Here is a 16,205-nt window from a genome sequence, read left to right on the forward strand (position 1 = left end):
AACGATCATTGCCAGACATAACTGATTGGCCACACCATTTTCCGTTTTTGAGAAATAGGTTTTTATGGTCAATTTTGATTTATACTTATCCATGCGTAAGTTCATTATAATGCTCTTAAAAAATAAAGATAAAAAGTTTACATTCATATAGATTTAGATGTATTAAATCCAGCTATTGCTTTATGCAGCTTAATAGTTGCTTTAGCCAACTCCACTTTATAAACACTGCTAAATATTGAGAAAAAGTGCTATAGTCTCGACTTTTTAATTAGATTGCGTTTTTAAACGTGTTCCAAAAAAACTGACCGTATGTTTATAAAATAGAATTTCCATTAGGAGTTTTGTTCCTCCTAATGGGAATTCTATTTGTATTTACTGGCCAAACCGGCTTTTGTCTCGCTCTTTTTAATTTCTGTTATTCTTCTAAATAAGAAATTTCCTCTTGAACTGGAACCTTGGTACCTTCAAATTGTTCCTCAATATATTCTTGAGCTTCTTCGCTATGGTACAATTCTCCTAATTTCAAAATGTCTTCATTGTCGGCATTCTCTTTTTGGGTGACTAAAATATTGATATTGTCTTTCGTATCTTTACTGATTTCTTCATGGAAAAGTGAATCCTCTAGAACATTTAATCCGCCTTCCATCGCAATAGTATTCCCAATTAATACTAGGTCTACATCTTGCAACACTCGCGGACCGGTAGTGTCATCAATTTCAACAAATTCCAAGTTTTTAGGATTGTCAATAATATCGCTCGTTGTTCCTAATGCATCAAACTCATCCGGCAAGGTAATCAATCCTGCTGCTTGGAGCAGCAATAAGCCTCTTGACGCGTTAGATGGATTATCAGCAATCGCCACCACAGACCCCTCGGCTACTTCCTCAATAGCCTTAAATTTATCCGAGTAAATCCCCATTGGTTCTAAGTAAGTTGTTGCAAAAGCTGTTAAGTCCGCTCCGCTTTCTTCATTAAATGATTTTAAATACGCCCAGGATTGAAAGGCGTTAACATCTACTTCCCCTTCAACAGTTGCTGTATTCAATTGAGGTCCACCATTGACTTCTTCAACTTCTAATGTGACGCCTGCTTCTTTTGCAGCATCTGTTTGGGCAATATATTCCCAGATTTGAACGTCTGAGGCTTGTGCTCCGATCACTATGGTTTGGGATTCATCTGGATTACTAGTTTCAGAAGATACGCTTTCTGATGCGCCTCCTGTTGTTGAACCGCACGCAGCTAACACGATAGCTGTTGTGATCAACATGGAAGATAGAATACTTTGTCTTTTTTTCATGCCTCATCATCCTTTCTTTCATTCCTATTCTTAGTGCATGGTCATGCCGCCAGTAACATTGATGGCTTGTCCTGTCATATAGGCTGACAAATGACTCGCTAAGAAAAGGACCACAGCCGCAACTTCCGATGCTTTCGCTGTGCGTCCAAGCGGAATTTGCGAGCAATCTTCGGCGTAGACTTCTTCAGGTGTCATGCCTCTGATCAATCCGCCTTCCACTCTTTCGCGGTGTTTCATCTCTGTCTCAACGATTCCTGGACAAACAGCATTGACAAGAATGTTGTCCTTTGCCAGCTCTTTTGCCAACGTTTTGGTGAATCCCAAAACAGCATGTTTAGAAGCCGTATAAGTCCCTAGGGCGGTATACCCATTTTTTCCAGCTTGTGAAGCAATCTGAATGATCCGACCGCCATTTCCGACTTCCTGCATAAGCTTTCCGACATTTTTTGAAGTCAAAAATACTCCTTTGGCATTCACATCCATGACTTTGTCCCAGTCGGAGACCTGACTCTCGACCGCTAGATCCATGGTAGAAATGCCCGCGCTATTTACTAAAACATCTACTTTGCCAAATACTTCTAACGTACTTTTCAACCAATTACGAACGGATTCTTCCGAAGCAACATTCAACTTTGAAACGGCAAATTGATTTGTTTCCAATTTGAAGTCTTCTTTATAACCTAAATCTCCAGAAACTACAACAGCTCCAGCTTCCAAAAAGCTGTCTACAACTGCTTTTCCAATTCCGTTTTTTCCGCCTGTCACTAAAGCCACTTTTCCAGTCAAATCAATTCCGATCATCAGCGTTTACCTCCCGAGATCCGTCATTAAGCAAATACACGTTCAAAGGGATCTCTACTCAACCCTTTTTTCAATACGTCTTTTGCATATTCTTTCGCTGAAAATAATGAATGGTCTTTGTAATTCCCACAAGAAACTTGGGAGACGGCTGGAACTTCTTCTGTCTCTAAAACACGCTGCAAGGTTTTCTCTAATGCTTCTGCTACAACTTCAGGCGAATCTTCCTCCCATTTGATCAAATAAAAACCGGTACGGCAGCCCATTGGTGAAATATCAATGATTCCATCCAGCTCATCTCGTAAGTACGTCGCTAACAAATGTTCTAACGTATGCAACGCTCCTGTAGGCAATGCATCTTGGTTCGGTTGCAAAAAACGCAAATCGTATTTTTGAACAACGCTGCCTTTACTATTCTTTTCTACTCCTGCCACACGTACATACGGTGCTTTCACTAAATTATGATCTAATTCAAAACTTTCTACTCTAGCCATCTTGAGTTCCTCCTCATATTTGCTTTTATTATTTACCCCAAACATCTTGAGCAACTTCCAGTACCAATTTGATCTTGTTCCATTGCTCTTCCTCTGTTAAATGGTTTCCTTCTTCTGTTGAAGCAAACCCGCATTGTGTACTCAAGCAGAGCTGCTCTAACGGAACATATTTAGCAGCTTCTTGGATGCGTGCTTTGATGTCTTCTTTTGCTTCCAATTCCCCAGATTTCGAAGTCACTAACCCTAATACGATTTGTCCATTCCCTTTGTAAAAACGCAAAGGCTCAAAACCGCCAGATCGTTCTGTATCGTATTCTAAAAAGTAGCCATCATAGCTTGTTTGACCAAACAATTCTTTAGCCACCGGTTCATAAGCCCCGCTGCCAGCATAAGTAGAAGCGTAATTTCCTCGGCAAATATGTGTGGTAATGACTAAGTCAGCCGGTTTGTCTTTCAAAATGCCCTGCACATTTTTTGCAGACAGCTCTTTTAAATAAGTTAACTCTTGTTCAGAAATATCTTCTACTACTTTGTCGTAACACAACACACCCCAGAAACAGTCATCGATCTGCAAATAACGACAGCCTAAGCGATAAAATTGTTGGATCGTTTCACGGTATGCTTGTTGGATATCTTCGCAAAAAGCTTCTACCGTTGGGTAAATAGCTTCATCACGAATCCCTTGGTGCAATAATTGATTTGGACTTGGAATAGTGGCTTTAGGTATCGCTCTATCGCCTACCGTTTCTTTTAAATATGTGAAGTGTTCAAAAAACGGATGATCTGGATTGAAGGCTACTTTTCCTGTATTTCGTACGTCGTATTTTTCTGTTTCCACTCCTTCAAAGAAGTACCCATGTTCTGGTACATACCCATCAATGCCTGTTAAACCTTCCAGAAAATCTAAATGCCACCAACCTCTGCGGAACTCCCCATCAGTTACTGCTTTGAGTCCCACTTCTACTTGTTTATCCACTAATCTGTTGATTTCCTGATCTTCTACTTTACGCAGCTCGTCTGCAGTAATACTGCCTGATTTAAAAGCTTGTCTGGCATCTTTCAATGCTTTTGGACGTAAGTAGCTCCCTACTTGGTCTCCTCTAAATGGTGCGATTGTTCTGGTTGATTTTTCTGTAGCTGTTGTCATTTCCATTCCCTCTTTCTATTTAATAGTTAAAAACAAATAAAAAATCCGCCCTTACACAAAAGAATAGTCTTTTGTGCAAGGACGGAATCAATGATTTCGTGTTACCACCTTGGTTTATGAAAACCTCACAGTTTTCATCTCTTCCAGTACTAAAGCTGAACGCAGCTCGGCATACTGTATCACTATAACGGGTGCACCCGTAACAATTTAAGGTTCTAATAAAACAGAAGAACGTTCAATTGCTCCGCTCAAAGACCATTTTCCATTCAGCTTCTTCTTCCCTTTTTCAGCTACCAGGGCTCTCTGTAAAGATTCCACTTAAATGTACTTTTCTTATCATTGCGTTTAATTAAATTATGATGTGTTTTATAATTTAAATTTAATATAAATATAAATTAACACTTATTAATTATAGTGTCAACTTAATTTTAATAACAAGATTGATAATCACGGTTTTGGATACAAAAGAAAGTTCAGCAAGTTGGTTGATATTCACGTACGGAATCTCTTCCAAATGATTCATCATGTATGATAGAGCTTTTCTTTCGCTTTCAGTCAAATCATCGTAGCTGTCTATAAAATCAAGCATGGCACTCATCCTTTTAGCAGTATACCTTCAGTATATCACACTCTTTAAATCATGGAAGTTGGATTTAACCACTGCTTCAATTCTTCTTTAGACGCATATTCTAGAGACAATGCGGCTTCTTCTAATGTCGTATTTTCTTTTAAAGCTTTATGAGCGATCTCGGCCGCTTTTTCATACCCGATGTGAGGTGTCAAAGCTGTAACGAGCATCAACGAACGATGAACCAATTCATCCATACGATCGGTATTTACGGTCAATCCTGCCAGACATTTTTCTCTGAATGAGCGCATCCCGTCCGTTAACAAACCGACCGTTTGCAAGAAATTATGAATAATAACAGGTTTATAGACGTTCAATTCGAAGTTTCCTTGACTGGCAGCCACTTGAATCGTGGTATCGTTCCCCATAACCTGAGCGGCGATCATCGTCAGAGCTTCCGCTTGAGTAGGATTAACTTTTCCCGGCATGATGGAACTTCCCGGTTCATTAACCGGCAGAGACAGCTCTCCTAATCCGCTGCGGGGTCCACTCGCCAGCCAACGGATGTCATTAGCTATTTTCATCAAATCACTAGCTAATGCTCGTAAAGAACCATGAACAAATGACAATGGCTGATGACTAGTCAAAGCAAAGAACTTGTTCTCATCACTGACAAATGGTATCCCTAAAGCTTTCTCCAGCTCTCGAGACACTTTGACACCGAAATCACTGGATGCGTTTACTCCAGTCCCGACAGCCGTCCCTCCAATAGCCAACTTCAATAAAGTACTGCTGCTCATTTCTATGGCTTTTAAACTGTTTTCGATCATGCTTCTCCATCCGCTCAGTTCTTGAGCAAATGTAAGAGGTGTGGCATCTTGCAAATGGGTTCTGCCTATCTTGATGACTCCTTCATATCGTTCCATCAATGCTGAAATGACTTCCAGCCACAGTTTCATTTCCGTTATCAGCTGATCTTGAATTTCTTTATAAGCTGCAATATGCATAGCCGTTGGAAATACATCGTTCGAGCTTTGTGACAGGTTCACATCATCATTAGGATGCACAGGAGTCGTTTTAGAAGCCAAATGAGCCAGTACCTCATTCACATTCATATTGGTTTGCGTCCCGCTTCCGGTTTGCCATAAGCACAATGGAAATTGCGATTCATACTCGTTCAAATTATCCAATACCAGCGCACAAGCTTCTTGGATGGTGGTCCCTTTATCTGAAGAAAGCTTACCCTCTTCTTCATTTACAATAGCACAGGCTTTCTTCACTTGAACCAAGGCTTCAATCAACTTTAATGACATTTTTTCTGTTCCAATTTGAAAATTTTCTATACTCCGTTGGGTTTGAGCACCCCATAAAGCATCTTGGGGAACGGCAATTTCTCCAAGAGAGTCCTTTTCGATTCTATCCACTCTTATTCCTCCTAGATAGTCGCTACCCCGGTGTTTCGAGCAGCTTGAGCGACATACTCAGCCACTTGTTCCGCAACTTTTTTATTTAAAGCATCCGGTATAATATAGTCTTCCGATAATTCTTCTTCAGGAATCATGTCTGCGATTGCTTTTGCTGCAGCGACTTTCATTTCATTATTGATCGTCGTTGCACGTACTGCCAGTGCCCCTTTGAAAATACCTGGGAAAGCCAGTACATTGTTGATTTGGTTTGGAAAATCTGAGCGGCCTGTCCCCATAATGCGTGCGCCGGCTGCTTTAGCCTCATCATACATGATCTCAGGTATTGGGTTGGCCATCGCAAATACGATCGCATCATTTGCCATAGATTGAATCATTTCACGCGTAACGATTCCTCCGACAGAAACTCCGATAAAAACATCTGCACCCTTCATAGCGTCGCTCAAGTCTCCGTTTGCTTGTTGAGGATTAGAGCGCTGCGCCAATCGTTTTTTATGCTCATCCATTGGTTCTGGTCTATTTCCAGCCAAGATACCATATTCGTCGCAGATGACAGCTTCTTTTATCCCCATATCCATCAGCATCGTTATGATAGCTGTACCAGCTGCTCCAGGTCCATTCAAAACTACTTTTATCTCGCTTAACTCTTTCTTGATCAAACGCAAACTGTTCATGATCCCAGCAACCACTACGATAGCTGTTCCATGCTGGTCATCGTGAAAAACAGGAATCGGCAACAAGTCATCTAGTTGTTTTTCGATTTCAAAACACCTTGGCGAAGAAATATCTTCTAAGTTTATCCCGCCAAATGTTGGAGCTAAAAAACGTACCGTTTGAATGATTTCCTCAGAAATTTTTGTATCTAAGCAAATCGGAACGGCATCTACTCCAGCGAATTCTTTAAACAAGATCGCTTTTCCTTCCATTACCGGCATTGCAGCTTCTGGTCCGATATCTCCTAATCCAAGGACAGCTGTTCCATCTGTTACGACCGCCACAAGATTCCCTTTTGACGTATAAGTATACGCTTCTCTCAAGTCTTCATGGATTTTTCTGCATGGTTCTGCGACACCTGGTGTGTAAGCCAGAGCTAGATCCTCTCTTGTATTGATCGAAACTTTGCTTTCAATAGATATTTTCCCTTTGTTTTCTTTATGCAGAGCTAAACTTTTTTCATTCGTATCCATTCTTTTCTCACCTTTCTGTAAACCAGTCTCAAACGAGGAAAAGAGACCTCTCCATTATATAAATTGAGGTCTCCAGACACAATAAATAATTATTTTGAATATTCAGCAACTGTTCCGCACAAAAAAAAGAACCATTATCTCCATTTGAGGAAATAATGATGCTTTTCTTTTATGAACTTATTTCACTGGTTTTTAGAGTATTAAATGGCATTGTTTGTCTTACTCTTAAATGACTCCATATATTCCACGGATGATCCATGGGAGGCAAAGAATATACTTCTATAGGCTCTTTTTTTATAGGGTGGTCAAATGACAACACATCCGCCCAAAGTGCAATTTGCTGTCCAGGTTTGTTGACGTGCTGTCCGTATTTTTGATCTCCAAAAATTGGATGACCTATTGAAGACAATTGGACACGAATTTGGTGAGGTCTTCCTGTGTGAAGTTTGACAGCAAGCAAACTAAAATTATTTCTAGACTCAAGTACTTCATAATCCAACACCGCTTTTTTAGCTTTTGGATGTTTGGGGTCGACGAAAACTTTGTTCTCTCTTTTGTCTTTATGAAGATAGTGAACCAGTTGCCCTTTTTTCTGCTTTGGGACACCGTGAACGACAGAAAGGTAACTCCTTTCGACGACTCGACGGCGGAACATATCTGATAACCTGGATGCTGCTTTGGATGTTTTAGCAAACACCATCGCACCGCCAACTGGACGATCCAATCGATGAATAAGTCCTAAATACACATTCCCCGGTTTTTGATACCGCACTTTCAGGTCTTCTTTCAGTACTGTCAGCATATCTGAGTCCCCGCTTTTGTCTGCTTGTACTGGAATATTGACAGGTTTTTGAACCATCAGCAAATGATTATCTTCATACAACACATGAACCTTCATTCTTTACTCTTCTCCTTAATGCATAATGTTTCCATCATATCATTTTTAAGAGAAGGCGAGTCCTTCTTAACAACATCTCTCATCAATCCCTTACTAACAGGGGTAAGAGTCTACAGCTCTTTTTTCAATCAGTCTATCTCTTTATTATTAGAGGCATTGCAAAAAGTACTTGGTTTCATTTTTTTAAAATGAGACTCAGATACTTTTTTGGATGTCGCTTTACTAGATTTTATTTTATTTCTTTTTTAGCAAGGTAAAGCAAAATAATAAAATTTAGTTGAAAGAGATACGCAGCAGGTCTTGCTATTAATTCGTCTTGAAAAATAAAAAACATTCCCATAAGAAAGTTGAATAGTCCTAATAAAAAAAGTGGATTTTTCTTAATTTCTTTATTCAAAAGTAACCCTCCCAGTAAAAAACGATATAGCTAATGATAGATTTTTTTAATTTAAAAGTAAATGGGGCGCTATGGGTTTTGCCTTAAAAGGTATCGATGAAGCTGCTGACATTGAAGTTTTGATTTAACCAGCCACTGACTTTATTATTGGGCAAAGAAAAAAACTTCTCATAACCGAGAAGTTTTTTCATTTAGCTTAACCTTTGACAGATGCACTCGATACGGCGTCAACTGTTTCTGTGGTTTCTTCTTTTGTACTCATAGAAGCTCCTGAAGTAGCATCGACGTCTTCTGTTTTATGGTCTTTAGCAGAAGCACCAGAAACCGCATCTACATCGCCGACCAACGCTTGTCCAGTTTGTTTCAAATACCAATCGATGATTGGTTTGAAGTCTAAGATAAATTCATTGATTCCAGCAAAATTGCCTTCTTTATCGTGCATAGCTTGATAATTGTGCACGACATATTTGTCAGGACCATGAGTAGGTACGTTAACGCGAAACGCATCCATAGCGCCAGAACGCAACTGCTGGATCACATATCCTACATTTTTATGCACTTTTTCCGGATGACATTTAGCCAATGGGTTTCCTACTTGCCCTGGAACTCGTGCAGCCAGCATCTCTTCTGCCGGTTTTGTTTGGTTGTAATACAAGAATTGGTTATTGTTATCTGCATAGGTCAATTCCATTGGCATGGATGCTAAGAAATAATTCAATTGGTCGACAGTCAATAATCCACGATCCAATTTGACATACGTATTTCCTTCAACTGCGCCAACTTTTTGGGCCGCTTGTTCCAACCAGTCGTCAGCATACATATCGACACCTTCAATAGTCGTATCTATTTTTCCAGTTGCGTAAAGATCTTCCGGTTCAAGTTCGATTTTTTTAGGTCCTTCTATGACTGCCACCACTTTGATAAATTGAATGAATTTTTCTAAACAGCTGCCTAAAAATTGAACGGTTCCTGGATCTTTCAAGTTCGCATTTTCATCAAACGCTTCTTTTACTTTGCCTAATAAGAACTCATTTCCCGGTAATACCATAGCATTGACCCCTGGAGCATCCAAAATCTGACGTAAATGCAACTGCGCACGAGAAGATCCTTGATCGTAATAAGAAGCCCCCACGATCATGACAGGTTTATTTTCTAAAGGATGAATCTTAAATGACAACCACTCCAAAACACTTTTCAATGCAGCTGGAATTGTCCGGTTGTGTTCAGGTGTAGCTATGATGACGCCATCCGCGTTTAGAATCTGTCTGTTTATTTTTTGGATGACCGGGCTGTTTGTCTGGTCGTCGCTTTGATTGAACATAGGAACATCTTTGATTTCAATGATCTCCAAATCGAATAATGGACTGAATTGTTTTTGGATAAATTTTAGCAATGTACGATTATAAGATACTTCTGCGTTGGAACCTACAATACCGACTAATTTCATTTTTATTAACCCCTTTTAGATAGTTTCCCAAGAAAAGTTTTCCGCTTCTTTTTTGTTTTGTTCATGTGCATGAGTCAATTGATTAGTGATGGTCACAAAAGTTAAGAAATCTTCAAACAGTCTGTCTAATTTTTCAGTTTGTTCCACATTCGTTAAGTTGTTTTCTTCATCAAAAGCTTGTAATGAATGACTTAATAAAAACTCAGAACTCGGCATGATACGTGCTTTCAACTCTGGAGCATCAAGGATTTGACGCAAGTGAAGTTGAGCCCTTGAAGATCCTAAAGTCCCGTAAGAGGCTCCTGTAATCATTACGGGCTTATCAACAAAAGGGAAGATACCATAAGAAAGCCAACTCAATGCATTCATTAATGAAGCTGTAACGGCATGATCATATTCTGGCGTACTGATAATGACGCCATCTGCATCATCGATCTTATCTGCCATCGCTTGTACGATTTCAGGAATATCTTTATTTTCGGGCTTATTGAATACGGGTATATCTTTGATTTCTACAATCTCGATTTCTGCTTTTGAAGAAAAATGATTTTTCATGAATTGCAACAGCTGACGGTTTGTAGAGTGATCTGAATTGGTTCCTACGATTCCAATAAATTTTTTCATTTTTTTACTTCCTTTCAAATCTATTTTTTACTTTTAGCTTTTAAATCCTTTTGAATACATCAATTTCTCATCTTTCGTAATGACTAAACCTTCGATTCCTTCCAACTGATTCAGCTCATTCACTATTTCATCAGAGGGTTTGCCATATAAACGAGTCGTCCATATTTCACCGTCTACCGATCGTTCAGACCGAATAGTCAAACTGGCCACATCTGTTTCAATGGGATACCCCGTTTGTGGACTTAAAATATGATGATACGTTTGGCCTTTTTTTACCAAACTTCTTTCGTAGATTCCTGAAGTGACGACCGATTGATTGTTGATTTTTACGGTCGTCAAATATTGATTGCGAGATGCGCTTGGGTTTTGTATCCCTATATTCCAATACTCTTTTCCAGACTGTTGGAAAGGATTTAACCCTACGATGTTTCCGCCTAAATTGATTAATCCAGACGTAACCCCTTCGCTTTTCAAATACTGAATGATCCGGTCTGCTATGTACCCTTTTGCTAAAGCGCCCAAATCAATCCGCATACCTTTTTCGGTCAAATAAACCGACCGTTCTTCGTTCTTCAAGATGATATTTTGAGGACTTGTTTTCTTCAATAACCCATCAATGACTTCTTTTGAAGGAACTTTAGCGTCATGAAATCCGATTCGCCAAGTTTGGACTAAAGGACCAATAGCAATATTCAAATAACTTTCAGGCGCGCAACTGTGCATCTTTCCTATCTGGATCAACTCATACAACTCTGGATGAACCACAACGCTACGAATGCCGGCACTTTGATTGACCGCCATTAATTCAGAATCAGGGTCATTGGCGCTGAACCGCTTTTCGTATTTCTTTAATCGAGCGACAGCTTCTTCTAAAATAGGAGTCGGCTGTTCATGCTCAATCCGTACATCAATGACCGTTCCCATCAAATGGACCGTTTTCATTTTCTCCGGCATCTTTAATCCGCTCCTTTAGTCGACAATACTTTTTGTTCCAAATCCGCTAATTCTTTTAAGGCAATCGCATTTTTATTGATTTTGGAGTAGGCTCTGGCATCGTAGATCAATTCTAAGATGACTGCTGCAGGCTTATTTTGAACGATAGCATTTTTCGCTAATTGAGTAGCTGCTCTTGCCAAGTAGTACGTCACGTGATTGTCTGAGCAAATAGAAACAGCATAAGTCAATAAAGCATTACTGATCTCTAATTCTTGTATTCCTGAATAGAAAACACCGCACTGGAATACGATATTCAATACTCTCCAAGTATCTTCAATTTCTGTTGTTGGATAAGTATAGATTTTCTCCAGTACTTTATTGAAGTAAAACTCTGCTTTCTCTTGGTCTTTCTCGCGAGAATACACCATTCCGCTTCCTGTATACGCCAGCAAATGAAAAATGTTCTCTTCATTAGGTTCGTCAGCGAGCAAAATCTGGTCAAATAAGAAAAGAATCTCTGTCACAGGACGACCTTGAAAAATCATCACAAAACCTTTCAAGTAATAGTACTGCATACCCAAACCTGGCTCTTTGATGTCATCGTTAGAAATAGTGTCCAACAACGCCTTAGCTTGTTCATACTCGCTAGTGATCAAAAAGAATTCTGCTTGGTTCATTTTTTCGATGGTTTCTGTATGCTTAACACCTACTCTTGGGAATAATTCGCCTAAAGGCAAGTTAAGACGATTACACAATTGGATCAAAATCTTCAAATTCGGGACTTTGCCATTGTTTTCAAAACGACTCAATGTAGCTTGAGTACATATCCCCTCTGCCAATTCCATCTGAGAAAGCCCCAAAGCTTTACGCGCTTCAACAAATCGTTTTGTATTCAAGATTTATCCCTCCAAACAAGCATGATCATTTTATTGTGATTTTATTCACATTTATAATTCACCCAAATTATACCCCCAAAGAATTTTTACGTCAACATAATATATAAAAAAATATATAATTAAAATGAAAAACAATTAACAGTTTGTGAACTTATGCGTAAAAAAGTATAAGAAATACCTTTTTATTTCTGTATAAGATAAAAAAAACTGCTTAATGAGAATAAGATTTCTCATTAAGCAGTTTTTATACGAATGTAGGATCACAGGTTGTCCGGCTTTTAAAATGTCTCTTCAACTCGCTCTTTCTTCCTGTTCTGCATAGACCTGCACTTGATTACGCCCAGCTTGCTTTGCTGCATACAAAGCTTTATCTGCCTTATTCAATAATTGATCGGTTGTTTCTATTGTTTCATGAGACGATTCAGCTACCCCCATACTGAAGGTCACAGGAATATCACCTTTTGAAGAACGAAAAACTTGCTGTGCCAAGTCTTTACGCATATTATTTCCTAATTCTTCAGCTTCTTTAGCTGTATATCCGCTCAGATAAAAAGCAAACTCTTCTCCGCCATATCGAGCAAATACCTGACCTTCAAGTAAATACTTCTTACAAACTTCTACAGCATACTGAAGCACTTGATCGCCTATATGATGCCCATACGTATCATTCACTTCTTTAAAGTGATCGATGTCCATCAACATAACTGTAAAAGCAGACGCACTCTGTTCTGCTGTTTCCAAATCCTTTTTACAATACTTCATGAAGGCTCTTCGATTATAGAGTTGTGTCAACTCATCGTAATTAGCCTGATAATGCAGCTTATTCTGGAGCTTTTTCAGCTCAGTAACATCAGAAAAAATCAACACTATCCCTTTGCTGTTTTTCACTTGTACCAATGGTGACGTACGGATTTGATAAACTCGCTTTGTTTCATCGTTAGCCAACTCGATTTCTTGAGTATGATTGATCAATTCTAGTTCCAAAGACAATTCGTTGCCTGAAAGTTCATACCAGATTTCATGAAAGTCCTTTCCCACAAACGTTCTATCTAGTTGCGGAAAATATAGTTTGGAAGTTTGGTTAAATTCGATCAAACGCATAGAGTCGTCTAAAACGATCACTCCATCATTCATACTATTGAATATAGCATCTTTGGCAATAGGCATCAGCACAAATAAAGGAGATGAATTAATAGACCATAAGTACAACAAAGAAGACAGCCATAAGACCATTGGAAGAGGATCTATCCCGTGAGGAGTAAACCCCATCAAATACCCAAAAGATGTAACCATAAAAAGCAGCTGACTTAATATCACAGAAAATAACTGAGCTCTGTAAACTTCAGCTACCTCTTTCCAGTGAGAGAGAGCTACCAATAAGGTTGTTACCATACAAGAAGACATATAGACGGCATGTACCACATACCAAATCCCTGCTTCTTGCAATACATAAGGAGCTCCTAAAACGGGATCTATCTCTAATACTTTATATTGAAGATGATGCCATTCGTTAGTGGCTACGATAACCAGTGTGATTATAGGCACAATAAGTAAGGTCAGAATTTTTTTTCTTGATAAAGTTATGCCTAAATAGTTCATCACAAACATCAACCCTACGACGGGAGAAACCGATATTCCTATGTATTGGATCACTGTCCAAAATTTTATTTGCTCTATTGTTTCAGCGAGTAAGCCGAAACCTGAACCAAAACAATAAACAGCTATTGCTGCAGCATAAGCCATAAAAAAATAAGTACTATGCTTATAACGGTGGCGATTCATACATACGTAACATGCTAAATACAAATTCAACGCACCAGATAAAAAGGTCATTACTACGTAAATTGTCAATTGTGAATTCATTATATAAGATCCTTTTCAACTAATTTTTCTTTACTATAACACACTTCTTTTTATCAGGTTATGACAAAAAACGACACATTTATTACCAATACCATTCATTTTGAGTGGACGAAGCATCAGAAAAACAAAAGCTGAGATACACCCATCTACTTACTTATAGGGCACTTCTTGAAAACATATTATCAAGCTACAGCATAGTATTTATTCTTTTATATGTGAACTACTTATGACATATCTATCCTATTTATGCCTAGTTCACTAGTCTGACTTGCTTTTGTTCTAATATAAAGTACAGTTATGAGTGGAAGATAATACTAGTGTCAAAGGAGTGGAGATTTGCGCATAAATAAATACATCAGTGAAGCAGGAAAAGCCTCTAGACGAGGAGCAGATAAATTAATTGCTGAAGGAAGAGTTCTGATCAATGCTAAAAAGGCTACAATAGGCAGCCAAGTCGAACCAGGGGACCAAGTATTGGTCGATGGTCAACACATCTTTGTAGCAAGAAACAACGTCTATATTGCTTTAAACAAACCCATCGGGATTACAAGTACAACTGAAAAAGGAGTTAAAGGAAATATTGTCGATTTAGTCAATCACCCTTTTAGAGTCTTTCACATCGGTCGTTTGGACAAAGAATCTGAAGGCCTGATTCTGCTGACAAATGATGGAGACATCGTAAATGAAATCTTGCGTCCTGATCATCACCATGAAAAAGAATACGTTGTTTCAGTAGACCGCCCTATTTCTCCTGAATTTTTAGAGAATATGTCAAAAGGCGTTAACATATTAGGCACGAAGACTCTTCCATGTGAAGTTGAACAATTGTCTAAATTTGATTTCAAAATTATTTTGACGCAAGGATTGAACCGTCAGATCCGCCGTATGTGTGAAGCCTTGGGGTACAACGTTTATCGCCTGCAGCGTTTGCGAATCATGAATATCCATTTAGGCAACTTGCCTGTTGGACAATGGCGCTATTTGTCTAAAAAAGAAAAATCACAATTATTCGCTGAGTTGAACTACGAACCGAGAGAGTGGTAAGTCTCAGGAGGGATTCGAACCCCCATAGTAAAAAACCTCATGATCTTCAGTGCACGTTTCTCTGTGCACTAAAAATCATGAGGTTTTTCGTCTTTATTTGTTTATACCTTCAAATATATGGTGCATAAGCTGAATTGATCACTGCAGAAAGTTTTTCTTTTGTCTCTGAGGTCGTAAATGCCCCTGTTAAACCATTTAAGTTCAATTTTTTCATCATTGCATAATCAATTCCCAAGTGTTCCGCCAGAAGCAGGTATTCTTTTGTCAGTGTCGTATCAGAAACCGTTCGATTGTCAGTATTGATGCAGCATTTGGTGCCTTTTTCCATAAAATCCAATAATGGATAAGATTCCCAATCTTCAACAGCATTCGTTTGGATATTGCTGGTCGGACACATTTCTATGACAGTGCCTTTTTCAATGCAGAGTTGTTGCGTTTTTTCGTCCATTTGAGCAGCGATTCCATGCCCGATACGTTTGGCACCTAGATGTATCGCTTGAACCACGTTATGCGCACAGCCGCATTCGCCAGCATGAAGCGTCAGTTGAAGTCCGCTGTCTTGTGCAAAAGCCGTTAACGGTTCAATATGATCGTTTGCCATATCTGGCTCTGGTCCGGCCATGTCGAAACCAACCAGCAGCTGTTCTTGTGTACTGATAGCTTCAGACAACATTTTCAAATTGTCTTCATTGGAATGCGGACGCATGCCGCAAATCAATAAATTCACCACGATATCGTACTGTTCCATAGCCTTTTTGATCCCTTGGCTGACCGCTGCAATAATGTCAGGTACCGTCATACCAGCGTCTGTATGTAACAAAGGAGCAAAACGCAGCTCCAGATAGCGCACATTTTCTAAAGCCGCCGCTTCAGCGATAGCAAAAGCAGATTCTTCTAACTGCTCACTAGACTGCAAGAGTTGAAGCAGAACATCAAATCCTTTTAAATAATCCACCAAATCAGTACATTTCTCCGGTGCTGCTATTTGATCCAATAAACTCATATCAAAGTCTTGCTTTTCTGCCAGTTTTTTTAAGGTTGCCATAGGAACAGAACCGTCTAAATGACAGTGCAATTCTACTTTAGGTAATTGACGAACGATTTCTTTCTGCACATGAACAAATCCCTTCTCAAATGATATGCTGTTGTATTTGGTATACCTATTTCGATGAAGCCATAAAAAGG

The 16,205-nt window shown here is 39.1% G+C and carries 16 protein-coding genes and 1 other annotated feature; of the genes, 1 reads left to right on the forward strand and 15 read right to left on the reverse strand.

Annotated features, from left to right (window positions below):
• Positions 1-415 precede the first annotated feature (415 nt).
• From BM137_RS06580 to BM137_RS06640, 14 genes are all read right to left on the reverse strand, one after another.
• A complete protein-coding gene (locus BM137_RS06580; RefSeq protein WP_092480373.1) occupies positions 416-1,297 on the reverse strand; it encodes a MetQ/NlpA family ABC transporter substrate-binding protein in 882 nt (293 codons plus the stop codon).
• 30 nt (positions 1,298-1,327) lie between these two features.
• The gene (locus BM137_RS06585; protein WP_092480374.1) at positions 1,328-2,098 is read right to left on the reverse strand and encodes an SDR family NAD(P)-dependent oxidoreductase; all 771 of its coding nucleotides are present in this window, start codon (positions 2,096-2,098) and stop codon (positions 1,328-1,330) included.
• A 26-nt stretch (positions 2,099-2,124) separates the two neighbouring features.
• A complete protein-coding gene (locus tag BM137_RS06590; protein ID WP_092480375.1) occupies positions 2,125-2,589 on the reverse strand; it encodes an S-ribosylhomocysteine lyase in 465 nt (154 codons plus the stop codon).
• A 28-nt stretch (positions 2,590-2,617) separates the two neighbouring features.
• Positions 2,618-3,736 (reverse strand): 5-methyltetrahydropteroyltriglutamate--homocysteine S-methyltransferase, encoded by a 1,119-nt coding sequence (locus tag BM137_RS06595; protein WP_092480376.1) that lies wholly within the window; start codon positions 3,734-3,736, stop codon positions 2,618-2,620.
• Positions 3,737-3,810: 74 nt separating this feature from the next.
• Positions 3,811-4,085: a binding site (T-box leader), on the reverse strand.
• Positions 4,086-4,145: 60 nt separating this feature from the next.
• Positions 4,146-4,325: a hypothetical protein gene (locus BM137_RS06600; protein WP_177192521.1), complete on the reverse strand. Its 180-nt coding sequence runs from the start codon at positions 4,323-4,325 to the stop codon at positions 4,146-4,148.
• Positions 4,326-4,369: 44 nt separating this feature from the next.
• The gene (gene fumC, locus BM137_RS06605) at positions 4,370-5,728 is read right to left on the reverse strand and encodes a class II fumarate hydratase (protein WP_092480378.1); all 1,359 of its coding nucleotides are present in this window, start codon (positions 5,726-5,728) and stop codon (positions 4,370-4,372) included.
• 11 nt (positions 5,729-5,739) lie between these two features.
• Positions 5,740-6,915: an NAD(P)-dependent malic enzyme gene (locus BM137_RS06610; protein ID WP_092480379.1), complete on the reverse strand. Its 1,176-nt coding sequence runs from the start codon at positions 6,913-6,915 to the stop codon at positions 5,740-5,742.
• 169 nt (positions 6,916-7,084) lie between these two features.
• Positions 7,085-7,813 (reverse strand): RluA family pseudouridine synthase, encoded by a 729-nt coding sequence (locus BM137_RS06615; RefSeq protein ID WP_092480380.1) that lies wholly within the window; start codon positions 7,811-7,813, stop codon positions 7,085-7,087.
• Between the two features lie 229 nt (positions 7,814-8,042).
• A complete protein-coding gene (locus BM137_RS11285) occupies positions 8,043-8,210 on the reverse strand; it encodes a hypothetical protein (RefSeq protein WP_177192522.1) in 168 nt (55 codons plus the stop codon).
• Between the two features lie 196 nt (positions 8,211-8,406).
• Positions 8,407-9,657 carry an NAD(P)H-dependent oxidoreductase gene (locus tag BM137_RS06620; RefSeq protein ID WP_092480381.1) on the reverse strand — a complete coding sequence of 417 codons (1,251 nt, stop codon included), beginning with the start codon at positions 9,655-9,657 and terminating at the stop codon, positions 8,407-8,409.
• Between the two features lie 15 nt (positions 9,658-9,672).
• The gene (locus BM137_RS06625) at positions 9,673-10,281 is read right to left on the reverse strand and encodes an NADPH-dependent FMN reductase (protein ID WP_092480382.1); all 609 of its coding nucleotides are present in this window, start codon (positions 10,279-10,281) and stop codon (positions 9,673-9,675) included.
• 33 nt (positions 10,282-10,314) lie between these two features.
• Positions 10,315-11,235: an FAD:protein FMN transferase gene (locus tag BM137_RS06630; protein WP_244887661.1), complete on the reverse strand. Its 921-nt coding sequence runs from the start codon at positions 11,233-11,235 to the stop codon at positions 10,315-10,317.
• 2 nt (positions 11,236-11,237) lie between these two features.
• The gene (locus BM137_RS06635; RefSeq protein ID WP_092480383.1) at positions 11,238-12,113 is read right to left on the reverse strand and encodes a helix-turn-helix domain-containing protein; all 876 of its coding nucleotides are present in this window, start codon (positions 12,111-12,113) and stop codon (positions 11,238-11,240) included.
• A gap of 291 nt (positions 12,114-12,404) precedes the next feature.
• Positions 12,405-13,976, reverse strand: a complete 1,572-nt coding sequence (locus BM137_RS06640) for a histidine kinase N-terminal 7TM domain-containing diguanylate cyclase (protein ID WP_092480384.1) — start codon at positions 13,974-13,976, stop codon at positions 12,405-12,407.
• A 336-nt stretch (positions 13,977-14,312) separates the two neighbouring features.
• On the opposite strand from BM137_RS06640, the gene BM137_RS06645 reads away from it, so the two are divergent.
• Positions 14,313-15,020, forward strand: a complete 708-nt coding sequence (locus BM137_RS06645) for a pseudouridine synthase (RefSeq protein WP_092480385.1) — start codon at positions 14,313-14,315, stop codon at positions 15,018-15,020.
• A gap of 109 nt (positions 15,021-15,129) precedes the next feature.
• Here the strand turns inward: BM137_RS06645 and add are convergent, their stop codons facing one another.
• On the reverse strand, positions 15,130-16,134 hold the full coding sequence (gene add, locus BM137_RS06650; protein WP_092480386.1) for an adenosine deaminase: 1,005 nt from the start codon (positions 16,132-16,134) through the stop codon (positions 15,130-15,132).
• Positions 16,135-16,205: the final 71 nt, after the last annotated feature.

Source organism: Desemzia incerta, assembly GCF_900115825.1.
Lineage (GTDB): Bacteria > Bacillota > Bacilli > Lactobacillales > Carnobacteriaceae > Desemzia > Desemzia incerta.